General features: G+C 61.6%; 21 protein-coding genes. 9 read left to right on the top strand and 12 right to left on the bottom strand.

Translation table 11 applies throughout. The features are described 5' to 3' along the window. Positions 1-567: 567 nt before the first annotated feature. Positions 568-816: a hypothetical protein gene (locus GO014_RS13325; RefSeq protein WP_157290851.1), complete on the bottom strand. Its 249-nt coding sequence runs from the start codon at positions 814-816 to the stop codon at positions 568-570. A gap of 300 nt (positions 817-1,116) precedes the next feature. Between GO014_RS13325 and GO014_RS13330 the strand changes: the two genes are divergently transcribed. Beyond that, positions 1,117-2,151 (top strand): sulfate/molybdate ABC transporter ATP-binding protein, encoded by a 1,035-nt coding sequence (locus GO014_RS13330; RefSeq protein WP_157290852.1) that lies wholly within the window; start codon positions 1,117-1,119, stop codon positions 2,149-2,151. Here the strand turns inward: GO014_RS13330 and GO014_RS13335 are convergent. The 6 genes from GO014_RS13335 to GO014_RS13360 form a co-directional block, all read right to left on the bottom strand. After that, positions 2,082-3,998 (bottom strand): glycosyltransferase family 2 protein, encoded by a 1,917-nt coding sequence (locus tag GO014_RS13335; RefSeq protein ID WP_157290853.1) that lies wholly within the window; start codon positions 3,996-3,998, stop codon positions 2,082-2,084. The two genes, GO014_RS13330 and GO014_RS13335, sit on opposite strands and share 70 nt — an antisense overlap. Positions 3,999-4,012: 14 nt before the next feature. Continuing rightward, positions 4,013-4,663, bottom strand: coding sequence for an acyl-homoserine-lactone synthase (locus GO014_RS13340; RefSeq protein WP_157290854.1), 651 nt, complete (start codon positions 4,661-4,663; stop codon positions 4,013-4,015). 168 nt (positions 4,664-4,831) lie between these two features. Beyond that, on the bottom strand, positions 4,832-5,536 hold the full coding sequence (locus GO014_RS13345) for a helix-turn-helix transcriptional regulator (protein ID WP_157290855.1): 705 nt from the start codon (positions 5,534-5,536) through the stop codon (positions 4,832-4,834). Between the two features lie 114 nt (positions 5,537-5,650). Next, on the bottom strand, positions 5,651-6,670 hold the full coding sequence (locus tag GO014_RS13350) for an Hsp33 family molecular chaperone (protein ID WP_425482082.1): 1,020 nt from the start codon (positions 6,668-6,670) through the stop codon (positions 5,651-5,653). A gap of 165 nt (positions 6,671-6,835) precedes the next feature. Next, entirely contained in the window at positions 6,836-7,768 is a 933-nt protein-coding gene (argF, locus tag GO014_RS13355) for an ornithine carbamoyltransferase (RefSeq protein ID WP_116590863.1), read from the bottom strand. Positions 7,769-7,899: 131 nt separating this feature from the next. After that, entirely contained in the window at positions 7,900-9,099 is a 1,200-nt protein-coding gene (locus GO014_RS13360; RefSeq protein WP_157290857.1) for an aspartate aminotransferase family protein, read from the bottom strand. Between the two features lie 385 nt (positions 9,100-9,484). Between GO014_RS13360 and GO014_RS13365 the strand changes: the two genes are divergently transcribed. Continuing rightward, positions 9,485-10,024 carry a GcrA family cell cycle regulator gene (locus GO014_RS13365; protein WP_157290858.1) on the top strand — a complete coding sequence of 180 codons (540 nt, stop codon included), beginning with the start codon at positions 9,485-9,487 and terminating at the stop codon, positions 10,022-10,024. A gap of 151 nt (positions 10,025-10,175) precedes the next feature. On the opposite strand, the gene GO014_RS13370 is transcribed toward GO014_RS13365, so the two are convergent. Beyond that, complete coding sequence (locus GO014_RS13370) at positions 10,176-11,468, bottom strand: sensor histidine kinase (protein WP_179952975.1); 1,293 nt, start codon at positions 11,466-11,468, stop codon at positions 10,176-10,178. A gap of 87 nt (positions 11,469-11,555) precedes the next feature. On the opposite strand from GO014_RS13370, the gene ppk2 reads away from it, so the two are divergent. Beyond that, entirely contained in the window at positions 11,556-12,410 is an 855-nt protein-coding gene (gene ppk2 / locus GO014_RS13375) for a polyphosphate kinase 2 (RefSeq protein ID WP_343030954.1), read from the top strand. Positions 12,411-12,504: 94 nt separating this feature from the next. Here ppk2 and GO014_RS13380 read toward each other — a convergent pair whose 3' ends face one another. Then, the gene (locus GO014_RS13380) at positions 12,505-13,755 is read right to left on the bottom strand and encodes an aminopeptidase (RefSeq protein ID WP_425482083.1); all 1,251 of its coding nucleotides are present in this window, start codon (positions 13,753-13,755) and stop codon (positions 12,505-12,507) included. An 830-nt stretch (positions 13,756-14,585) separates the two neighbouring features. Between GO014_RS13380 and GO014_RS13385 the strand changes: the two genes are divergently transcribed. After that, complete coding sequence (locus GO014_RS13385) at positions 14,586-16,382, top strand: ABC transporter ATP-binding protein (protein WP_157290860.1); 1,797 nt, start codon at positions 14,586-14,588, stop codon at positions 16,380-16,382. A gap of 31 nt (positions 16,383-16,413) precedes the next feature. On the opposite strand, the gene GO014_RS13390 is transcribed toward GO014_RS13385, so the two are convergent. The 3 genes from GO014_RS13390 to GO014_RS13400 form a co-directional block, all read right to left on the bottom strand. Beyond that, positions 16,414-16,596 (bottom strand): hypothetical protein, encoded by a 183-nt coding sequence (locus GO014_RS13390; protein WP_157290861.1) that lies wholly within the window; start codon positions 16,594-16,596, stop codon positions 16,414-16,416. 61 nt (positions 16,597-16,657) lie between these two features. After that, entirely contained in the window at positions 16,658-17,203 is a 546-nt protein-coding gene (locus GO014_RS13395) for a DUF924 family protein (RefSeq protein ID WP_157290862.1), read from the bottom strand. Positions 17,204-17,311: 108 nt separating this feature from the next. After that, complete coding sequence (locus GO014_RS13400) at positions 17,312-18,235, bottom strand: VOC family protein (protein ID WP_157290863.1); 924 nt, start codon at positions 18,233-18,235, stop codon at positions 17,312-17,314. Between the two features lie 171 nt (positions 18,236-18,406). On the opposite strand from GO014_RS13400, the gene GO014_RS13405 reads away from it, so the two are divergent. The 5 genes from GO014_RS13405 to GO014_RS13425 all read left to right on the top strand — a co-directional run bounded on the left by GO014_RS13405 (position 18,407) and on the right by GO014_RS13425 (position 23,468). Beyond that, complete coding sequence (locus GO014_RS13405) at positions 18,407-18,973, top strand: DNA-3-methyladenine glycosylase (RefSeq protein WP_157290864.1); 567 nt, start codon at positions 18,407-18,409, stop codon at positions 18,971-18,973. 184 nt (positions 18,974-19,157) lie between these two features. After that, on the top strand, positions 19,158-19,475 hold the full coding sequence (locus GO014_RS13410) for a plasmid stabilization protein (protein ID WP_116590874.1): 318 nt from the start codon (positions 19,158-19,160) through the stop codon (positions 19,473-19,475). 10 nt (positions 19,476-19,485) lie between these two features. Beyond that, on the top strand, positions 19,486-20,349 hold the full coding sequence (locus GO014_RS13415) for an SDR family oxidoreductase (protein WP_157290865.1): 864 nt from the start codon (positions 19,486-19,488) through the stop codon (positions 20,347-20,349). Positions 20,350-20,408: 59 nt separating this feature from the next. After that, on the top strand, positions 20,409-22,256 hold the full coding sequence (gene recQ, locus GO014_RS13420; RefSeq protein ID WP_343030955.1) for a DNA helicase RecQ: 1,848 nt from the start codon (positions 20,409-20,411) through the stop codon (positions 22,254-22,256). Between the two features lie 231 nt (positions 22,257-22,487). Then, the gene (locus GO014_RS13425) at positions 22,488-23,468 is read left to right on the top strand and encodes an acetyltransferase domain-containing protein (RefSeq protein ID WP_157290866.1); all 981 of its coding nucleotides are present in this window, start codon (positions 22,488-22,490) and stop codon (positions 23,466-23,468) included. Positions 23,469-23,549 lie beyond the last annotated feature (81 nt).

The following is a 23,549-nucleotide window of genomic DNA, read 5'->3' on the forward strand; positions in this document are numbered from 1 at the left end:
AACGTGCACCCATCGAAGTCTTTTACAACCAATCAGGAATTGCTTCCCGACCAGTTCGCAAGAACCTCGCCGTCCACGTTTCTCTTTCTTCAATTCTTCACAATGTCAAAGAGCTGACCCAATGTCCGCGAGGACTAAAGCGTCGGTGAGAGTTTTCACTCCCTATAATTCCGTCAGGGAACAGCATTTCCTGTCCGGCGAACCGGCAGATCGTCTGCCCTTTGAGGATCGTTGTCAGTGGAAGCGCCGGAGGCACTTGCGTCGTCAACGAGCGGGGTTATAGGGGAGCCCTATCTGGGCGTCAACACCCCTCGTGAAAGAAAGATGACATTTCTTATGCGGGCTGCGCGGGCCTTGTGCATAAGTGAATCCAAGCCCCAGCATTTGCGGGACTTTTTGCACTTCGGCGTTCGTTCTGCATTGCATTGAGTTGTCATTGCAGCCGGTCCTAGCGCCGGTCCGGCCAGCATCTGTCAGCTCGCCGTTCAGTGCTCGGTCCGAACTGCAGGTCATGGGCAGCCAGGAGTGCACAGTGGGAGACGGCAAGACCGTCCCCCCTTATGAGGATCACCGCACCAGTGCGATGGTATCTGGATCGAAGAACTTGACACTCGAATGGCCCTCATCGTCGACCACGGTAGCAACGATCAGCTCACCCCATTCTTCCCCGCCGGTCACGTTGAAACCCTGGGCGGCGATGTCCTGCTGCACATAGGCCCCGGAGTGATCAAAGATGGTGTCGGTCGCGGCAAAGGCCGGGGCGCCGGCCGCAAGAGTGAAGACAGCCAGGGTGGCGACGATGGCGAACTTGTTCATGGAAGGATCTCCTTGGTTGAAAGAACAAGGGCACCATGCCTGGCCCCACATCGCCCCATAATGGCCGCGAGATGAACGCGCGGAAAAGTACCAAGGCGCAATCAATTCAGAAGGTTAAGTCGAAGATGGGGGCAGCATTGCCCAAGCTGGACCACGATGCTGCCTGCCTCTGCATTCTTGGGAGAATTTGGCGTCGGCTGTACTGAGCGGGAAAAATTCATGGCTTTGGGGGTTCGGCCCCCTTGCGACGTGCGCGAATTTGTTCCGAATACCGCCAGCAACAGGTCGATGGGAAGCAAGATGAACGTTCGCGCAGAAAAGGTTCGCAAGGAGTTCGACCGGTTTCCGGCGCTGCACGATGTGTCGCTGGATATCCATTCGGGCGAGTTGATCGCGCTGCTCGGTCCATCCGGATCGGGCAAGACCACCCTGTTGCGCCTGATCGCTGGCCTGGAACGGCCGACCAGTGGGCGCATCCTGTTCGGCGACGAGGACGCGTCGGACAAGAGCGTGCAGGAACGCAATATCGGCTTTGTGTTCCAGCACTACGCCTTGTTCCGGCATATGAACATTCTGGAGAACGTGTCTTTCGGCCTCAAGGTGCGGCCCCGGGCGAAGCGCCCCGCCGCTGCCGAAATCCGCCGCCGGGCGATGGAATTGCTCGATCTGGTGCAGCTATCCGGCCTTGAGAAGCGCTTTCCCAGCCAGCTTTCGGGCGGGCAGCGCCAGCGGGTGGCCCTGGCCCGCGCCCTGGCCATTGAGCCGCGCGTGCTGCTGCTCGATGAGCCTTTCGGCGCGCTCGACGCGCAGGTGCGGCGCGAATTGCGCAAATGGCTGCGCGAAATCCACGACCGGACCGGGCACACCACCGTGTTTGTAACGCATGACCAGGAAGAAGCTCTGGAACTGGCCGACAGGCTATGCGTGATGAGCCAGGGCCGGATCGAACAGGTGGGCACGCCTGATGCGGTTTACGACACGCCGGCCTCTCCCTTTGTCTTCGGCTTTATAGGGGAGTCGAGCCGGTTGCCTGTCACCGTTGAGAATGGCGGCGTCCAACTCGCGGGACAGAAGCTGGACCTTGCCGCGCCCGACGCCACAGGAGCAGGTCAATTGTTCTTCCGTCCTCACGATGTGGAGCTGGTAGAAGGAAATACGGCCCTGGGTGGCGCGGTCGTCGCCAGCCGCCGGGTTGGCGGGACGCGGCGGCTGGAAATCGAGCTATCGCACTCGTCGCACCGGGTCGAGATCGACCTGCCCTTCGATCACCCGGCCGCAGAGCGATCCCGGATCGGCTTTCGTCCCCGGCGCTGGCGATTGTATCCCGCCAGTTGAGTCCGAACGTAGTGTCCACCTTGAGCTGGACTTTTGGCTTCGCCTTCGGGCCCGGCGCTCGCCTCATGTGGAGACTTGAACCAATAGAATGGCCGCTGGACAAATTCACGCAGGGCCAGCACCGTGGCGAGGGCAATTAGCGCCCAATAGGCTGGCACCAGCAGCTGCCATTTCATCATGCCGATTTGTCCGCTGCGGGCCAAGCCCACCAGATTGGTCGCAATCGCCACCGCGCTGCCCAATACGAGTACCGCTATGCAAGCCAGAGCCCAAGCGTGCATCGCTGGTCCGCCCAACCGGCCGGCGAAGAACAGAATGGGCAACGTGACCAGGAAACCGGCGTGTAGCAGCGGGGTCAGCACCATGCCTGTCAGAACCAATTGCAGGCCGGCGGTGCCGCGCCAGCCCAGGTCGGCAAATAGTGCTGCTGGATAACGATGGTGCACAGCGTATGTCTGCATCCATCCCTTCATCCACCGGGTCCGCTGACCGAGCCATGGTGACAGGCGCACTGGCGCTGCCTCGTAAGTTCGCGCCGGGCTCGTGGCACAGCGCAGCTTTCGGCGGGCCAACCGAACCCCCAGATCCGCGTCCTCCGTAACATTGAACGCATCCCAACCGCCCAGATTGTGCAGTGTTTCAGTCCGAAAGTGGTTTGAGGTTCCGCCCAGCGGCATAACCAGGCCCCAGCGGGCCAAGGCCGGCAGCAGCACCGAGAAAAGCCCCGCATACTCACCGGAAAAAACTGCAGGCAGCCAGCCTTGCCGGCCGTTGTCGATAATCAGTTGCGCCTGAATGCACTCCAATCCCGGTTGGCGGCGGAACTGGTTAACGATGCGTCGAAGCTGATCAGGCTCTGGTCGGTCCTCGGCATCGTAGACAACGATGAACTCGCCGCGGCACAATGGCAGGGCAAAATCGAGGGCCTTAGGTTTGGTGCGAGGAAGCGCATCGGGTACGATGCGGAGGGAGTATCTTGGGTCGCGCAAATACGGTTGCAGTGCTCTGACGGTCTTGGGCGAGCGGCTTTCGACTACAAAGACAATGTCGAGTTTTTCCGCAGGGTAGTCGAGGCCATCCAATGTCCGGCAAAGCTGGGGCACCATATTGGCTTCATCCCTGAGCGGCACCAGTACGGAATAGACCGGCATGTCAGTATCTTCAATCCGGCGCATATATCTGCGATCGCGCCGCAGCGGCGTCACCAACGCCATCATTCGAAGCGCGGTCGGCAGCATAACCAGTACGAACCATGCCGGCGCCAAGATCTCAGGTCCGTAAAGGGGGGCGGTCGAGATCGCCAGGGTCGCTAGCACCAGAATTGCAGCGAACACATATCGGACCGGACCTGTCAGTTCCAGCTGTGCAGCTGCGCGAGGCCAATAGCGAGACATATTCTGCCGCGCCGCATCGATCAGGGCGGGACCTGCCCGGTCAACCAGAAAGCTCCTCAGCGCTTTCTCGGGCACTAGATAGATGTTACGGCACAGATCTGGACGCGCGGACCTCAGCCGCGCCAGGCGCAGCACGCCAAAGAAATCGGGCGCGGCAAACGCAACATCACGTCCGCCAACACGCGACCAGTACAAGCGCACTTCCCCCAACGCCTGAACTCGTCCAGGGTCAACGCTGGCGCTCTCCTGGCGCGGCACCGCGTCGACGAAGGCCAAACCGGCCCAGCCTGCGGCCCGAGCCATGGTTTCGGCTTCGGAGAGACCTTGATGAATGGCGTACCAACGAATGGGGTCGACTTCGGAAGCCAGTGCTCTGTCGAGCGAGATACGGGCCAACTCGGCCGATGCGTTGGGTCCAAGTATTGCCTGAACAAGTGCAATTGCCTGGGACATGCTGAGCGGTCCGGTCAGGCCAATTGCGGTCCATCGGGCCAGACAACCGGCGGTGGGCCATGCACCGGGGCGAGCGGCCTGCTTATCCCGGTGCGACGCCGTACATTCTGCAGAGCCTGTTCGGACACTTCGATCCAGGCCGCTACGATGGGTTTGCCGTCACTGATCGCCGGTGTCCCCAGCGGCGTGATGCGCCACCCCACCGCAGTGCCGTGCTCGAGCATTGAGATAGAGGACACGAAGGTAATGAAGCTGTAGCCCTGCAAGAGGGCATATTCCATTACTGCGCAGAAAAGGGCTGCAGACTCGGGCGCGCGCCGCCGCCCTTCGCGTCGATCGGGATGCACGTAAAAACGCGTCCAATCGGCCCCAAGCGAAGGGTGGGCGGGGAGTTTTCCTTGCACTAACCCGTTAAAGACAGTCTGCAGCAAGTTCGGTCGATTCAATGGCGTCAGGCGGGATCCACCCACCACCACGCCTGAATCGGAAATTAGCAAATGCGTTGCATCATCATTGTCGAAGTCATCCACATCGCGCGCATCCGCGCGACGCAGGGAGTTCCAGCCAGCCAATTCGACAAAAATTCTGTGGCGCAGACGAAAATTCTGCTCCAGCAATTCACGATCGTGCCGGTCCGCAGGACTGCGGATGATGTGCAATTTCATCGATCTGCCCCCAGCAACCGGCATTGACCGGCGTATTAGGCATGGACGCAAAGCGAAACGAAATTGGTAAAAATCACAGTGTTACGCAAAAATCTCCGAGCCAATAGGGACAGACCGACGGTCGCTTGTCAGTTCGACGGAGAATCCCTTGTAGCGATTAGACCCAAGTTAGAGCGTAATCAGCTTGTGCCGGATCGCTTCTACCACGGTGTGCAGGCGATTGCTGGTACCCATGCGCTTCTGAGCATTTTCACAATGCTGATTTATGGTGCGCGGGGTCAGCCCGGTGATTTCAGCGATTTCGGAGGCCGTCTTGCCCGCTGCCGCCCACTTAAGGATCTCCGCCTCACGTGGGGTAATAACACGACGCCCTGGTGGGCGGATGGCAGGACCAGTTAGATAGCGCAGCCGTCCGTGGGCATAGAGCGACAGCATGTGCAATTCCAGCCGCTGCTTTTCGTCGAGGTGCTGCGTCTCACCGACCAGGGAAACGACACCCTGCATGCCTCCCTCCATGTGCACGGGAACGCAGAATCCGTCGTCCATTCCGAAGTCGCGCGCTTCGTCCATCACCCGACGGGCCGGACCATCATTTTCTCGATCAAATGGGGCTTGCGACCAGTCGAATGGAAGCGTTGTAGAGTAACAGTGCCGCGCCACAGGATCGATGTGCACGTAGCCCTGTCTTGTGTAGCGTTCATACCATTCAGAGTCCCAGCCCGAAAGCAGCACAAAGGGCCGCACATCCATGCCTGGATCCGGAAGGCCTGAAACAATAAAACGCTCGAAGCCGCAACTTTCAAGGGCCCGAAGCATGACGTTCAGAACGGCGTTGGTTGTGGTCTGGTGCTGGATGTCCTCGATCGTGGACATCAAATCGGCATTCCCCCTTCAGCCGCTCGAATACCGGAACATTGGCCCTGTTCTTTTTGGAAGGCAAGTAGAATGCGGTTGGCATATCAGGGAAAATGCCAACCTGACAATGCCTTAACTTTCCGAATGGAAGTGGTGGGGATTGAACCGGTAGGCAGTCGAGCAGAATTCGCACACCACTTCGATTTCGCCATCCACGGCCATGTCCCGCCGCTCCTCGTCAGAGAAACTATTGGCCAGCATGTCTTCTATGCGATCGGCAGAACAGGTGCAGCGTTCCTCAAGCTCCTGAGGCGGAAATACCCGAACACCCGTCTCATGATAGAGGCGGAACAGCAGGCGCTCTGGCGACAGGTCCGGGTCGCACAATTCGAGATCACCAACCGTGCCCAAAAGGGCCTTGGCCTCGGACCAGCCGTCGGCCTCGACAAAATCGGGGTCGACCATGTCGGGGTTGTCAAAATCGCCATCGCCCGGCAGATCGGCCATGGCCGACAGACCGCTGGGCGGCAGATGCTGGATCAGCATGCCGCCAGCGCGCCAACGCGGACGATGGTCGCCCCGCGTCGACATCTGGGCCACGGCCAGCCGGACCTGGGTTGGGATCTGCTCGGACTGCATGAAGTAAGTGTGTGCCACCTCTTCAAGCGAGTTGCCATCAAGTGCCACGATACCCTGATAGCGCTCGGTGTGCTGGCCCTGATCGATGGTCATGGCCAGATGCCCCTTGCCCAGCAGGTCGGCAGGACTGGTCTTGCCGGCCTCGGCAGCCTTGAGCAAAGCGTCCTGGTCAAAGCGCGCATAGCCACGCATGCCATCGGGCGCATCAAAGTCGACCACGATAAGGTTGACCGGCCCATCGGTCTGGGTCTGCAGAATGAAGCGGCCTTCGAATTTCAGCGAAGAGCCGATCAGCGACGAGAGCACCACGGCCTCACCCAATAGCCGGGCGACCGGCAGGGGATAATCGTGGCGGCTGAGGATGGTATCGAGCGCGGCGCCAAGGCGCACCACGCGACCGCGGGTGTCGAGCTTGTCGAGGGTAAAGGGCACCACGGCGTCGTCACCGGTCTCGGGGCGATCAAGGCCCAGGCTGGAGAGCAGGTTGTCTGTCATGGTCGGTTCCGTGGTCATTATTCACTTGTCTTTCCAAAGGCTACGCCTTGAAGGCAAAACGCGCTACCCAACCACCGGCATGGCAGGAAGACGCCGGCGCGCGCCCTGCCCGCTCAAACAGACGCCCCCGCTTGCGCGGGGGTGAAAGCTTAGATGGTTCAGCATGGACGGACGAAAGCCCGTCTAGTTCGTTTCGACCCCGAAGGCCCAGCACAAAACGGCTTTCTGGGCATGGAGGCGGTTTTCGGCCTCGTCAAACACCACCGACTGGGGACCATCGATCACCTCGTCGGTCACCTCGTCGCCGCGATGGGCGGGCAGGCAGTGCATGAACAGGGCGTCCTTGTTCGCCAAGGCCATTAGATTGGTATTGACCTGGTAGGGTTTCAAGATGCGGCGGCGCTCGGCGGCATCGGTGTCGCCCATCGATACCCACGTGTCCGTGATGACCAGATCCGCCCCTTCGACGGCTTCGCGCGGGTCCTCCACCATGCGCACCGCAGATCCGGCCCGCTTGATGTCCTCCTTGAGGTCCTTTTCAGGGCTGTATTCCTCGGGCACCGAAATGGTCAGTTCGCAGCCAAACAGTTCGGCCGCGTTGACCCAGGAATGGAGTACGTTATTGCTGTCGCCCACCCAGGTCACCTTGGCGCCCTTGATATCGCCGCGATGCTCTTCAAAGGTCAGCAGGTCCGCCATGATCTGGCACGGATGCGCCCGGCGCGTCAGGCCATTGATGACCGGAACAGTGGCGGCCTCAGCCAGCTCAAGCAGATCGGCATGGCTGAGGATACGGATCATGATCGCATCGACATAGCGGCTCATCACCTGGGCGGTATCGGCCAGAGTTTCCTCGCGGGAGAGCTGCATTTCCTGGCCCGAAAGCATGATCGTCTGGCCACCGAGCTGGCGCATGCCGACATCGAAGCTGACCCGGGTGCGGGTGGACTGGCGTTCAAAAATCATGGCCAGCACCTTGTCCTTGAGGAGCTGGGGCCGATCGCCATCCTTGAGACGCGCCTTGAGCGCACCGGCCTGGTTGAGCATGCCGCGCAGCTCGGCATGGGAAAAATCGTCGATGGAGAGAAAATGTCTTGGGGTACCGGTCGAGTTCATGGGCCGGGGTCCTTTTGTGACGCTTGAATGGAATTGGACGAAAAGCGGTCCGAAGCGGGCGAAAGGCCCGGCGGCCAGGGGTCAGGAACCGCCTCGGCGTCGTCCGAAATGATAGAATATCAGCATGACGTTCAGCTCGCCGCCGCCGTGGACGCGGTTTCGGCCTCAATGGCGTCGAAAGCTGCGCCAATCCGGCCCATGGCGTCCTCAATATCGGCCTCGGTGACGATGAGCGGCGGCAAGAGACGCAGCACATTGTCGCCGGCGCCAATGGCCAGGAGCTGATGATCATCACGCAGGCGCGCTACGAAATCGCGGACCGGCGGGGCGATCTTGATGCCGGCGAGCAAGCCCTTGCCGCGCAACTCAAGCACGTAATCGGGATATTTCTGCGCGAGCTGCTGCAGATGCCAGGCCAGGCGCTGGCCCATCTGCGCAACGTGATCCATGAAACCGGGCGCCTGAATGCGATCAAGCACGGCGTTACCCATGGCGCAGCCCAGCGGATTGCCGCCATAGGTGGAGCCATGTGTGCCTGGGACCATGGAAGCCGAAGCCGCCTCGGTGGCAAGGCACGCGCCCAACGGGAAACCGCCTCCAATGGCCTTGGCCACAGCCACGATGTCAGGCGTGATACCAGCCCATTCGAAAGCGAAGAAGCGGCCGGTCCGGCCGAAACCGCACTGCACTTCATCAAGGATCAGCAGCAGGCCGTTGTCGTCACAGATCTGGCGCAAGCCCTGAAGGAACTCGCTGCTCATGGCGGTGACGCCGCCTTCTCCTTGCACCGGCTCGATCAGAATGGCGCAGGTCTGCGGGCCAACCAGCGCCTTGACGGCATCGAGATCGCCGGGGGCTGCATGTTTGAAGCCGGGCATTGGCGGGCCGAAGCCTTCGAGATAGCTGGGATTGCCTCCGGCAGCGATGGTGCCCAGGGTCCGGCCATGGAAGGAGCCGGTAAAGGCAATCACTTCATAACGGTCCGGCTCGCCCTTGGAATAGAAATAGTGCCGGGCCGTTTTGATGGCGCATTCGAGCGCCTCGGCGCCAGAATTGGTGAAAAAGACCTTGTCGGCAAATGTGCTGTCGACCAGCCTCTGACCCAGCCGCTCCTGCTCGGGAATGGTGAATACATTGGAGGTATGCCAGACCTTGTCGGCCGCGGTTTTGAGTGCGGCGACCAGATGCGGATCGCCATGACCAAGTGCATTGACGGCGATGCCGGAATGGAAGTCGAGAAACTCGCGTCCGTGCTGATCATACAGGCGCATGCCCTCGCCCCGCTCAAAGGCGAGATCGGACCGGGCATAGGTGCCGTAGAGCGCAGACATGATGAATTTCCCTTTTCGCTGAAGACCGGCTGGCGACAAGCGTGGCAAAGCTGCCACACAAACCAAAAACGCGCCCTCTCGGCCGCGCGTCTGGGCCCGAGAATTAGGCGAAACGGGGCCACAAAGTCAATCTGCAACCCGCCAAGTGCCTGATTTGACTCAAGGATCGTTAGGGCAATTTTAACCAATGAATAAACGGGGAAAATCGGGGCCGACTCTTGATCCTGATTCCGCCGATGGCGTAATCTCCATGGCGTTGGGGACACGATATCTCGTGTGGCGGACCCGCTCAACATACGAGCTGTAGAGTCGATATGGCAGCCAGTGCCACTCTGGCCGCACAATGAAGGATTCTGTTTTGACAATGGTTTCAGGAGCGCAACCGATGGGCTGGACGGACGAGCGCGTCGAACTTTTGAAAAAGCTTTGGATGGAAGGGCTCAGTGCCAGCCAGATTGCGGCTGAACTGGGCGAAGGGGTTACCCGCAATGCCGTGATCGGCAAGGTCCATCGTCTCAAGCTTTCGGCCCGGGCCAAGCCCACCAATACCGCACCGCGTTCGCGTCCGGCAGCACGCCCCTCGGCGCCGCGCCGACCCTCGACCAGTTCGTCGAGCACCAGCACGATGAGCTCCAAGCCGCGCGTGTCGATGTCCCGTCCGCAGGTCATGGGTGCTACGGCGCTGGCCGCCAGCCCGGAAATGGACACAGAGGTCTATGTGGCACCAGCCGCCGCGGAACTCTTCATTCCCGAGGACAAGCGCATCAATTTGTTGCAGTTGAGCGAGAGCACCTGCAAATGGCCGATCGGCGATCCGCTGACCAAGGATTTCTACTTTTGCGGTCAGCACAGCCTGGAGACGGGTCCTTATTGCGAGTTCCATTCGCGCCGGGCCTATCACCAGCTCGACAAGAAAAAGCGCTGAGGCGCTAACAGGCCTGCACAAGAAGGCGCCGCGGGGCGCCTCTTTTGTGTGCCACTGAAGACGGACATTGCCGGTTCACCGCTGAATTCTCACTGCCATAACCTAGCATCTGTCCACACCTGCGGGGACAAGAAGGGCCGAGCAGTTGGTATCAGGGCAGCAGAACCTCGACGCGCAGACCCTCGCCGGGCTTGGAGCGGATGCTCATCTGGCCGCGATGACGCTGGATGATGTGCTTGACGATGGCCAGGCCCAGTCCTGTACCCTTCTTTTTCCGGCTCGCTTCGGCATCGATGCGGTAGAAGCGCTCTGTCATGCGCGGCACGTGTTCAGGCTCAACGCCGGGACCATGGTCAGTGACGCTGACCATATGCTTAAGGCCTGAGCGGTCAATATCGATCAGCTCGACTTCGACCGTCTTGCCGTCGGCGCCATATTTGATCGCGTTGTCGATCAGGTTCTCGAACACTTCATAGAGCTGGCTGCGATCCCCGGATACGGTGACCGGCGCCTTGGGCATGGTCAGGATCACATCGATCTGGGCGGCCTTGGCCTGGGTCTGCAGGCCCTCGCGCACTTCGCGCAACAAGGCTGTCAGATCCACGGAACCGGTGGGGCGCACATGCTGATGCATTTCAATGCGCGAAAGGCTGAGGAGATCATCGATCAGCCGGCTCATGCGCTCGGCCTGGCTGCGCATGATGCCAAGAAATTTTTCACGCGCCGCCGCGTCGCGCGCAGCGGGGCCGAGCAGGGTGTCGATAAAGCCGACCAATGAGGCGAGCGGGGTGCGCATCTCGTGGCTGGCATTGGCGATGAAATCGGTACGCAGCGCGTCAACGCGCTTGAGTTCGGTCAGGCTCTGGAAAGTGACCAGCAATTGCCGGTTTTCATCGGCAAACCAATCCCGGTCCGGGCGGCGGATCGGCGCGACCACGACCCGGTCCCAGGTTTCCGAGGGCACAGTTTCATGCAGCTCGAAGCTGCGGGGCTCGCCGGTTCGCTGCGAGCCCTCGATGGCCGCAACCAGATCGGGATTGCGCATGACCAGCGTCATCACACGGCCCAGCTGCAGGCTGGGATATTGCCGGGCTGCTGCGCCATTGCGATGGAGGACCGCGCCACGGCCATCGAGCACCAGGCCGGGGTCGCCCAGGGCCTCAACAAAGGCGGGCAGCATGTCCTGCTCAATGACGGGCTGGACCGGCGCCGGAACCGGCACTTCCATGGTGCGCGTGACTGTGACAACCGGTTGGGGCAGCATGGCGACGAAACCGACAAGAACAAGATAGCCGATCAGAGCCAGATCGATGCGCAACCCGCCAAGGACCACAAACGCAATTACCAGACCCGCCGAACCGAGCAGCAACGGCACCTGTCCGGCAAGGCGCACCAACGCGTTGGCCGGCCTGCGTGTCAGATGTGTGGTTCTCAGATCGTCCATGTCGGGAGGTCGAATCAATGCAATGGGCCCGCCTCTTGCGCGGGAAGCGGGTTCATAGCACGGTCTATGTGACAACGGAGAGACAGCGTGACCGATCCCATCGACGGCTTTGATATCAACGACCCGGACCTGCCCAAATCCATCAAGAAGGCGGCGTTCGGATCGGGTGCCTATCCGCATGAGGATAAGCTCGACAAGGATGATTATGGCACGCAGTTCTACAAGCTGCAAAAGCAGTTGGTGCTGCATCAGGCGCATATGGCCAAGGCCGGCACGCGCACGATCATTGTCTTCGAAGGCCGGGACGCCGCTGGCAAGGGCGGCACGATCAAGCGGTTCCTGGAAAACCTCAATCCGCGCTACAACATCATCGCGGCCCTGCCCAAGCCCAATGACCGGGAGCGCACGCAATGGTATTTCCAGCGCTATGTCGACTGGCTGCCGGCGGCCGGGGAAATGGTGCTGTTCGACCGCTCCTGGTACAATCGGGCGGTGGTCGAACCGGTAATGGGGTTCTGTACGCCGGAGGAAACGACGCGCTTTCTCGAAGAGGCGCCGGACTTCGAAAAGCAGCTGACCCGGGACGGGATAAAGATCTTCAAGCTGTGGCTCTCCATTGGCCGGGAAATGCAGTTGAAGCGTTTCCATGACCGGGCGCATGACCCGCTCAAGACCTGGAAGCTCTCACCGGTCGATCTTAAGGCGCTGACGAAGTGGGAGGATTACTCGGTAGCCCGGGACAGGATGTTGCGCGAAACCGACAGCGCGCATGCGCCATGGACGGTGATCCGGGGCAATGACAAGAAGCGCCTACGCCTGAATGCCATCCGCACCGTGCTGCATGGGCTGGACTATGAGGGCAAGGACGAAAAGGAAATTGGCGAAATCGACCGCAAGCTGGTGCTGAGCGCCGAGGACTTTCTGGAGTTGAAGGGGGAATAGGAAGCCCTCACCCCCACCAAGCTCTGCTACGGCCCTGCCGGCCGAGCGGCGCTACCTCCCCCTTTTTAGGGGGAGGTGAGATCTTGGGGCGCAATCAGAACGCCCATTCGCCCTTGCGCATGACGGGCTCGGTCGTGCCGTCGGCGTGGACGCCGTCGATATCGACCTTATCGGAGCCGATCATCCAGTCGATGTGGATCAGCGACCTGTTGCCGCCCTGGGCGAAGATCTGGTCCGAGGTCAAATCCTTACCGCCTTCGAAGCAATCGGCATAGCACTGGCCCATGGCGATATGGCAGCTCGCGTTCTCGTCGTAGAGCGTGTTGTAGAACAGGATCCCGGAGGCCGAGATCGGCGATGAATGCGGCACCAAGGCCACTTCGCCAAGGCGCCGGGCGCCTTCATCGGTGTCGAGCACCTTGTTGAAGACGTTCTCGCCCTTGGTGGCCTTGAGCTCGACCATGCGGCCTTCTTCAAAGCGCGCCTGGATGTTCTCGATCAGCGTGCCATTGAGCGAGAGCGGCTTGGTGGCCGACACCGTGCCCTCGACCCGCAGCCGGTGCGGGGTGGTAAAGACTTCCTCGGTAGGAATATTGGGGTTGCAGGTGACCCCGTTCTTGGCTTCGGAGGCACCGCCCTTCCAGCGATGGCCATCGGCGAGACCGACGGTGAGGTCGGTGCCCGGACCGGTATATTTCAGCGCGGAGAACTTCTTGCCATTGAGCCAGGTCCAGCGGGCCTGAAGGTTAGCATTGTGCGCCTTCCAGGCGGCGATGGGATCATCCTGATCGACACGGGAGGCCTTGAAGATGGCGTCGGCCAATTTGGCAATGGCCACGTCCTCCGGGTCGTTGGGGAAGACCAGCTTGGCCCAGTTGGGCGTGGGGTAGGAAACGATGTTCCAGTTGATATCGAAGCCGGTGATCAGCTCCAGCGCCGGGCGATAGGCGGCGGAATTGGCGCGATTGGCGCGGGAGACCTTTTCGGGGTCTTCATTGGCCAGCATCATGGGGTTGTCGCCGGAGATGGCGAGGCGGGCCGCATTGTTCTTGTAGGCCTCGGCCATGCCGGCATAGAGCCAGCCGGCGGCGCGATCAAAGCTGGCATCCTTGGCATGGCGGAAGCGGTACAGGGTCGCTTCTTCGTCGGAATAAATGGTGGTCACCAGGCCCGCACCAGCCTTGTAGGCATGTTCGGTGATGCGACGCACCAAGGGTGCGGCCGTCATCGGGGCAGTGATGATCAGGTCCTGGCCTTCGGCCAGTTGCAGGCCGACCTTGATGGCCACTTCGCCGAGCTTGTCGAGCTTGACCGGATCGATGGGGGAAGTACTGGAATTACTCACAGGGCTGATGCCTTCTTGCTCTTGAATCGATTGGCGCGAGCCTATCGTTCCGCCGCGCGCCGCGCCACCCCGGGGACATCCCGGCGCAAAAAGACATGTCGAAGCCTCGCATGACGCGCGGCGCCTGCGATTGCTGCGGTCTGGGGCGAGCTTCGCCTCGGTGCCGGTCGTCCGGCGAAAATAGAAGGTGAGGAAAACCTCGCCCCAGACTCCGGAGGCTCGTCGACGGATTGAATGGCGGACTTGCGTCCTCGTCTCCGCCCATGTGGACTGCGTCGTCTTCGCCCTGCTGGCGACGTGGCAGTTGCCGAACCGGTGCAGCCGGAACGGCTCGACATGGAACCTGCGGAGTGAAACAGGTTCATTCAGTGGCCCGCCGGCGGAAGACGGGCGACCCCATCTCCATCCGGACCTCCGCACCGACCGTTCGTGGCGCCCGCGCAGCTTGTGCGGAGGTGGGGCCATTGTGCAGCAGGTTTCTTTGGCGGGCATAAGTCGCCCCTGTGACCTTGCTGCATCACCAAAGGCGTCGATCACATTTATGGCATTGGCAAGGGCGAACGGTTTGGCTACAAAACGTTCGCCGCTTCAATTTCGAACCTCAGGGAGGCGTTGCATGACAGCAGTGATGTACTCTCCCCTCGCGGGCAAGCGCCGAGCTTAGGTCCTTGTTCCCCGTGGTCCGCCCTTCCGGCCTGACCACTCGCGGTTTTTCCGTACTTCCCAGCAGTTGAGCCCGCCTTTAGGCGTCATTCGTCCAGGCCCAATCTGCGCTCTTTTTTCCCTTTTTTGAGGAACCGGACGCCGGAAAACGGCACCGGACACACCAAATGAGTCGCAAGAAGCTCGATTTCCGTGCCGACGCCTTTCGCAACGTGCTCGGCTTTACTTTCAAGCATTGGCAGGGTCAGCCCTGGCGCGTGGCTGTCATTGCCCTTCTGGTGCTGCTGGCCACCCTGGCCGAGGCCCTGAGCCCGCTTTTTGCCGGCCAGCTGGTCGACGCAATTGCCGGCGGAAACAATGACGCGCTGACAGCCGCGCTGACCGCCTTCATCACCATGTCGGTGCTGTATCTGGCTTCGGTGGTGCTGCGCCAGTTCGTGTTCCTCAACATCATCACGCTGACGCTCAAGATGATGGGGGAAATTGCTGCCAGCGCCTTTCACCGGGTACAGCGGTTTTCGACCGACTGGCACGCCAATGCCTTTGCCGGTTCGACCGTGCGCAAGATCACGCGCGGCATGTGGGCGCTCGACCTGCTGAACGATACCCTGCTGGTGGCGCTGCTGCCTTCGACCATCATGCTGGTCGGAGCAACGCTGATCCTGGGGTCTTATTGGCCCGTGATGGGCCTGTTGGTGGGCGTCGGCTCGGTGGTCTATATCGGGGTGACCGTGGCACTTTCGACCGGCTATGTGGCGCCAGCCGCCACGTTGGCCAATGCCTGGGACACCCGGATGGGTGGGGCACTGGCCGATGCGGTGAGCTGCAACAATGTGGTCAAGGCCTTTGGCGCCGAGACGCGCGAAGAACAGCGCCTGCATCAGGTGATCGGCAAATGGGACCATCGGACGCGCCGCACCTGGAAACGCGGCACGCTGGCCGGCGGTGTGCAAGGCGTCATGATGGCCAGCATGCAGACCGCCATTCTGGGGCTGGTGCTGTGGCTGTGGACGCAGGGCCAGGCAACGCCGGGCGACATCGCCTTCGTCCTGACCATGTTCTTCCTGCTTTCGGGTCATCTGCGCGATGTGGGCATGCATATCCGCAACCTGCAGCGCTCGGTGAACGATATGGAAGAACTGGTGGCGCTCTATGCCCATCCGCTGGGGATCGATGACAAGGCCGGGGCCACGCCGATTGCCATTGGCGAAGGCGGGATCAAGTTCGACCGCGTTACTTTCCAGTATGGCGCGCATCCGACCCCGCTTTATCGCGACTTCTCGGTCGAGATAAAGCCAGGCGAGCGGGTCGGGCTGGTGGGACATTCCGGCTCGGGCAAAACGACCTTCGTCAAGCTGATCCAGCGGCTCTATGACGTCAATGACGGGGCGATCACCATTGATGGCCAGAATATTGCCGAGGTGCAGCAAAGCTCGTTGCGCGGCCAGCTCGCCATTGTGCAGCAGGAGCCGATCCTGTTTCACCGGACGCTGGCGGAGAATATCTCCTATGGCCGGCCGGGCGCCAGTCGGAGCGAGATCATCGCGGCGGCCAAACAGGCCAATGCGCATGACTTCATCATGGGGTTGCCCAAGGCCTATGAAACTTTGGTGGGTGAGCGCGGCGTGAAACTGTCGGGTGGCGAGCGGCAGCGCGTTGCCATTGCCAGGGCGTTCCTGGCCGATGCACCGATCCTGATCCTGGACGAGGCGACCTCAAGTCTCGACAGCGAGAGCGAGGTGATGATCCAGCAGGCCATGGAACGGCTGATGGAAGGCCGCACCACGCTGGTGATTGCACACCGTCTGTCCACGGTTCGGGCGCTCGACAGGTTGCTCGTCTTCGACAAGGGCAAAATTGTCGAGGAGGGCAATCACGAACAGCTCATCCGGCTCAATGGCGGCATCTACCGCCGGCTGTTCGAGCGGCAGGCGCTGGAGCTAACCAAAGGTCTGGTCGCGTAGGCAAAAGAAGGGGCGCCACGGCGCCCCTTTCTCAATCCGGCGGGTTCTTGTCCTGCTCTTCGTAGCCGCGCCTGGTTTCCACCTCGGTGGTGATCTTTTCGGACAGGGTACGATCTCGATTGCGGCGCATGCCATAGGCCATGGCGCCACCAAGCACGATGACGCCAACAGTCAAGACAACGAGCCATAGGGCGGGTCCGGTGACGAAATCCATGAGGTCTCTCCTTTAGAAAGACCAACGCAAGGCATTCGGATGCGTTGCACCCTGCCGAGGGTTAGAAAACCCGGTCGCCCTGTTCGTCCATATAGGCCATTTCCTCGGCCGTGCTGTCCCGCCCCAGCGCCTTGTTGCGGAAAGGAAAGCGGCCAAAGCGGGCGATGGTCTCGCGGTGCTTGACCATGTAGCCGAGCGCATCTTCGTTGCCGAAGTTCTCGAACAGCCGAACGCCCTCGTCCTGCATGGCCAGAGATTCAGCGTGCATGAATGGCATGTAGATGAAATAGGCCCAATCATGCGGAAGCGCCATGTCATGACCACCGGAGATGGCTTCCTGCGCCAGGACAAGTGCCATCTTGTCCTGCGCGAACGCTTCGGCGCTGCCGCGATGCAGCTGGCGGGAGAACTGATCGAGCACCACGATCTCGGCGAGGCGCCCTTCGGGCGTTTCGCGCCAGGCCCAGGCCTCGCCCCGCGCGACCTGGGGATGGAGATCGGCGAAGCGATCCGCGAGGGCGGCGTCGAATTCCGGCTTGCCGCCGAACCAATCGTCCCGCCCGTGTTCGACGAACCAGAAATCGATGACGTCCTGATAAGATTGCATGCGGCGCTCCTGTGGTCTGTTGGATGACACATCACCCTGGCCTTGGATCGCAGGGGCAGCACCCCCGGGTCAAGTCCGGGGGCGCTTTGGCATTGCGCGCCCTCAGGATCAGGCCGCCAGTTCGAGCCGGATGCGATTGCCGGAGGGGTCGCGGGTTTCGACATCGTTGCCGATGACGTCGAGCGGTGCCCCTGCCCGCTCCAACCGCTCCTTGAGAGCCGCCAGGCTCTCGGCGTCGGGCAGCACAATGGTGAACCAGCGCAGGCCCGCGCTGCCGGCCGGGGGCAGGCCGGCATTGGGGCCGGACCAGACATTGAAGGCCAGGGTATGGGGCATGTAGTCGAGCCCCACATCGCCCATGCCGAAGGACTGGATCAAGAGGAACCCGGCAAAGCCGAGCACGTCGCGATAAAATTCCATTGCCACGTTGAGGTCATTCACGTGCACATGGACATGGCCGATGCGGGTACCCGCCGGCATGCGTGACGCCAAGACCGGGTTCTCACCGAGTTCGCCCAGCAGGCCATCGAGATCGATGGGATCGCGGCCCGAATGGGGTTTTCCCTCGGTGGTGACCGCATAGGTTTGCCCCTTGTCAGGATCGCCCAGGGTGCCGCGCCAGGGGGTTTCGAAGGTGATCTCGATGCCGTTGCCGTCCAGATCCCAAAGGTAGATGGCTTCGGAGACCAGATGGTCGGTCGGCGAAATGCGGACATTGCGCTGCAAGGCGCGCACCGCCACCTGTGCCAGATCAGCGCGCGTGGGCACGTGGATGGCGACGTGGTAAAGGCCGATGGTGCGCGGGGTCACCGGGCGGGTGGCGCCGGTTTCGAGCACGATCAGCACCTTGCCGCCGGCACCCATGGACAGGGCGTTGCCGTCTTCGGAGATGAGGTCGAGCCCAACGACATCCTGCCAGATGGTCAGCGCTTTTTGCCGCTCGGTGACAGCGATGTGGACCGGCCCGAGCGTCGTGCTGAGCGGCAGGATGGGTTTGGAGCGAACATTGGTCTGGATGGATGTGTCGATCATTTCGACCTCCTGAATACTCTGTGACCCCAGAGATAGCGCGCGGAGACGTTCCGACAAAGAGAACCACACCGAAGGCATTGTTCGTCAAACCGTGCCAATGGGCTGGTCTTGGCGGCAGGGCAGTCGCGTGGTCTAAGTCCGGTATTGCAAGGAGGCGAGGCGGCAGAGGCCATGCTGGAAAAAAGCTTCTTTGACCGGCCGGTGCTGGAAGTGGCGCGGGAGATCATCGGCGCGACACTGCTGTTCGACGGCGTTGGCGGGTCTGTTGTCGAGGTGGAAGCCTATGACGAGACGGACCCGGCCTCGCATAGTTTTCGCGGGCCGACGCTGCGCAATAGAGTGATGTTCGGGCCGCCGGGGCATGCCTATGTCTACAAGATCTACGGCATTCACTATTGCCTCAATTTCGTCTGCCGGCCGGGCAGCGCGATCCTGATCCGGGCGCTTGAGCCGGTTCGGGGTCTCGAAACCATGCGCGCGCGGCGCGGTGGGTTGGCGGACCGGCAATTGTGCTCGGGGCCGGGCAAGCTGGCCCAGGCGCTGGGGATCGATCTAAGACATGACGGGCTGGGGCTGGATGTACCGCCGTTTGGGTTAAGAGCCGCTGACGCGGCGCATCCCATTGCGACCGGTCCACGCATCGGGACCACCAAGGGCGCGGAGACGCCGTGGCGCTTTGTGCTGGCCGGTTCGCGCTATCTCAGCCGGCCCCTGCCCAAGGTGCAGCCCGATTTGTGATCGGCGCCGGGGCAACCGCTTCCCAACGGCCTCGTTTTGGGTGCAGGCCGGCGCGCGTCAACCGGACACGGCGATAAAGGGCCTTTGGTGCGGTTTTTCCGGTTTCCCGCATCAGTCAGTTCAAGCTGACACAGGCCTTTGTCCCGCCCGCGCCGGCCAGCGAACACAAACGCAGGAGGGGATCATGCCCCGCGGTGACAAGAGCGCCTATACCGACAAGCAAAAGCGCAAGGCCGAGCATATCGAAGAAAGCTACGAAGACCGCGGCGTCTCCCACGAGGAAGCCGAGCGGCGGGCCTGGGCGACTGTGAACAAGGACGATGGAGGCGGCAACAAGTCCGGCTCGGGCCGCGGCACGCATACTGACAATCCGGCCGCGCACAAGGGCGGCAAGAAAGGTGGCGAGGCGTCAGCCAACCGCCCAGCATCGGAGCGATCCGCATCGGCCAAGAAGGCCGCGGAAACCCGCAAGCGCCACCAAGAGCAGAACGCGCGTCACTAGGAGAACGATCATGGCCGGATCAACCGCCGAGACGATAAACCCGCCCCAGATGCAGGATCATCAGCCGGGGCGGGAAACCGAGATGCATCCCAAGCCCGAATACATGCCCAAGTTTCCCGGCAATGGGCGGCTAAAGGACAAGGTTGCCATCATCACCGGCGGCGACAGCGGCATCGGTCGGGCCTGTGCGGTGCTGTTCGCCCGCGAAGGCGCGGAAGTGGCGCTGGTCTATCTCGAGGAAACCGAGGACGCGACGATCACGGCGGAAGCGGTGAAGGCGGAGGGCAAGGAAGCCCTGCTGCTGCGCGGCGATGTGGGCAAAAAGGCCTTTTGCGAAACAGTCGTGAGGCAGGTCGTCGAGACGTTCGGCAAGCTCGATGTGCTGGTCAACAATGCTGCCGAGCAGCATATGGAGACCGCGCTTGAAGAGATCTCCGAGGAGCAGATGCGGCGGACCTTCGAAACGAATTTCTTCGGCTATATGTTCATGGCACAGGCCGCCCTGCCCCATCTCAAAGAAGGTTCGGCCATCGTCAACACCACCTCGATCACCGCCTATCGGGGCTCACCGAGCCTTATGGATTATGCCTCGACCAAAGGGGCCATCGTGGCCTTTACCCGATCGCTTTCGGGCAGCCTTGCCAAGAAGGGTATTCGGGTGAACGCCGTGGCGCCAGGACCGATCTGGACGCCTCTGATCCCGGCGAGCTTTCCGGCCGACAAGGTCGCCAGGTTCGGTGCCAATCAGCCGCTGGGCCGGCCGGGACAGCCCAATGAGGTGGCGACCAGCCATCTGTTCCTGGCCTCGGACGAGAGCTCGTACATGACCGGGCAGGTACTGCACCCCAATGGCGGGGAGATCATCGGGGGGTAGTTCTGAAATCCAGCGGCTCGCCGGTTGCCCTGCCCGCGACTGCGTGATTCAAGAGACGCGTGGAAGCCATTGAGTCTATCGACCTGTTCTCGCCCCAGCGCCATGAGCGGCCCAGCCCGCTTGCGGTGCTGCGCGATATATTCGGGCACAAGGCATTGCGCGGGCAGCAGGCCGATGTGATCGAACATGTGGCCGAGGGCGGCGACGCAGTCGTGCTGTTTCCGACCGGCGCCGGCAAGTCGATGTGCTACCAGATCCCGGCCATTTGCCGGCCCGGCGTCGGTATCGTTATTTCGCCGCTGATTGCCTTGATGCGCGACCAGGTGGAGGCGCTGAAGCAGGCCGGCGTGGCCGCAGCGGCGCTCAATTCCTCGTTGAGCCAGGAGGAGGCAAGCGAAGTTCGCCGGCAATTGCGGCGCGGCGAACTGGATCTGCTCTATGTGGCGCCCGAGCGGGTGGCGACGCCAGGTTTCGCCAATATGCTGGCCGATACGCAGATCGCGCTGTTCGCCATTGATGAGGCCCATTGCGTGAGCCAGTGGGGGCATGATTTCCGGCCCGAATATCGCGAACTGATCCACCTGGTGGAACTGTTTCCCGGGGTGCCGCGCATTGCGCTGACCGCCACCGCCGACCCCACAACGCGGGAAGACATTGTCGAGCGGCTGGGGCTGGAACAGGCCGAGGTGTTCACCACCAGTTTCGACCGGCCCAATATTTCCTATTCCATTGTCGAGCGGGAAAAGCCGCGCGAGCAGCTTTTGGACTTCCTGGCCGGGCACAAGGGTTCGAGCGGCATTGTCTATTGTCTGAGCCGCGCCAAGGTGGAGGACATTGCCGACTGGTTGAGCAATAAGGGCATCCGCGCCCTGCCCTATCACGCCGGGATGAGTGCCGATCTGCGATCGGCCAACCAGGATGCGTTCCTCAAGGACGAAGGGCTGTGCCTGGTGGCGACGGTGGCCTTCGGCATGGGGATCGACAAGCCCGATGTGCGTTATGTGGCACATATGGATCTGCCGGCCTCCATTGAAGCCTATTACCAGGAGACCGGCCGCGCCGGACGAGACGGGCAGCCCGCCGATGCCTGGATGAGCTATGGCATGGCCGATGTGGTGCAGCGCCGGCGCATGATCGATGAGGGCAATGCGCCCGACGAGGTCAAACGGGTCGAGCATGGCAAGCTCAATGCTTTACTCGGAGTCTGCGAGACTGCCTCGTGCCGGCGGCAGGCCATTCTGGCACATTTCGGAGAAACCTATCCGCAGGCTTGTGGCAATTGCGATACCTGCCGCTCACCGGTGGAGAGCTGGGACGGCACCGACGCGGCGATCAAGGCGATGGCTGCCATCTACCGCACCGGCATGCGCTTTGGCGCCGCCCATGTGATCGATGTACTGGTGGGCAAGGAGACCGAGAAGGTTACCCGTTTCGGTCATCAGCACCAGAAGGTCTTCGGGCAGGGCAAGGAGTTGGACGCGCGGGCCTGGCAATCGGTGTTGCGGCAATTAACGGCGATGGGGCTGATCGTGGTTGACCACGCCAATCATGGCGCGCTGACGCTGAGCGAAGCGGCACATTCGGTGTTCAAGCGCGAACGCAATGTGACCCTGCGCAAGGACCGGCCGAAAAAGTCGGTCGAAGTGCGCCGCTCGCTGGCACGGTCGGTGGATGTGCCCGAGCATGCCAAGCCGCTATTCGAAGCGTTGCGGGAGGCGCGTTTGCGGCTGGCCAAGGCACAGGGCGTGCCGCCCTATGTGATCTTCCATGACGCGACGCTGAAAGCCATGGCGCTGGCGCAACCCCAACACCCGCATGATCTGCTGAACCTGCCGGGCGTCGGACAGGGGAAGCTGGACAGGTATGGCGAGGAGTTTTTGGCTGTGGTGCGGGGATTTGAGGGGTAAGATTGTTTGGGCAACGCGCTTACCATCCGGGCGCAGCCCTCAAGGCCTTCTCTTCTCAGATTGCTCTACTGGAGCAACCTGCTCTTCGGGCTGGCTTTACGCCCCCTCATTCGGCGCTGCGCGCCACCTTCTCCCCGAGAGGGAGAAGAACAAGAGCGTACACGATGCTGTTTCCTCTCCCTCTCGGGGAGAGGTGGCCGAAGCGAAGCGTAGGTCGGTGAGGGGGATGAGTTGAGCGATACATTCACTGTGAAACGCCCCCGCCTGCCGGTCATCGACATCGCCCGCGGCGTCGCGATCATCGCGATGGTGTTTTACCATTTGTGCTGGGATCTGGCGTTCTACCGCTTCATACCCGTCGATGTCGGGTTCGACCCCGGCTGGGTGTTCTTTGCGCGCACGATCCTGTTTGCCTTCATGTTTCTGGTCGGTGTCGGCCTGGTGCTGGGGCACGGGGATGGCGTGCGTTGGCGCAGCTTCTGGCGACGCTGGTTGTTTGTGGTGGGCGGCGCAGCGTTGATCACCATCGGCACCTGGTTCGCCTTCCCCGACAGCTTTGTTTATTTCGGTGTGTTGCACGCCATTGCGCTGACCAGTGTTCTGGCCCTGCCCTTTCTGTTCACCCCGCTCTGGCTGACTGGGCTTGTCGCCACCGCAGTGATCGGGCTGCATTTTGGCTTTGCCGATCCGCTCTACAACCAGAAAGTGTTTTCCTGGATCGGGTTCTGGGTGGTGCCGCCGCCGACCAATGATCTGGTGCCGGTATTTCCCTGGTTCGGGGTGGTGCTTCTGGGTGTGCTGACCATGCGGCTGGTGCGGGGTAGCGCCGTTGAACTTTGGATGGCGGCGATCCAGCCGCGCCATGGGGCGGCGCGGGTGCTTGGCTGGATGGGGCGATGGAGCCTGGTGATTTATCTGGTGCACCAGCCGCTGCTGCTGGCGGTCATCATGCCGCTCTCCTTTGTCATGGGGACGCAGGAGGCCAGTCGGGACATGGAGTTTCTCAATTCCTGCCAGATGAGCTGCGAGGAGAGTGGCACGACAGCGGCGCTCTGCGCCATTTATTGCCAATGCGGGCTTGAAGGCGTGAAGCGGGATGATCTCTGGGAGCCGGTGTTCAGCGGACTGGTGTCGGCCGAGGATCAGGCCAAGCTCGATGCCAATAACCGGCAGTGCTCGGCGCTGATCTATCCGGAACTGGAGGCCGAGTAGCCGGCTCAGGGCAGCTCTTGGCCGAGAACACCCCTCCCCAACCTCCCCGTCAAGGGGAGGGTGTTGCACCACGTGCCTTGT

The sequence above is a fragment of the Devosia marina genome (assembly GCF_009758415.1).
GTDB classification, from domain to species: Bacteria; Pseudomonadota; Alphaproteobacteria; order Rhizobiales; family Devosiaceae; genus Devosia; species Devosia marina.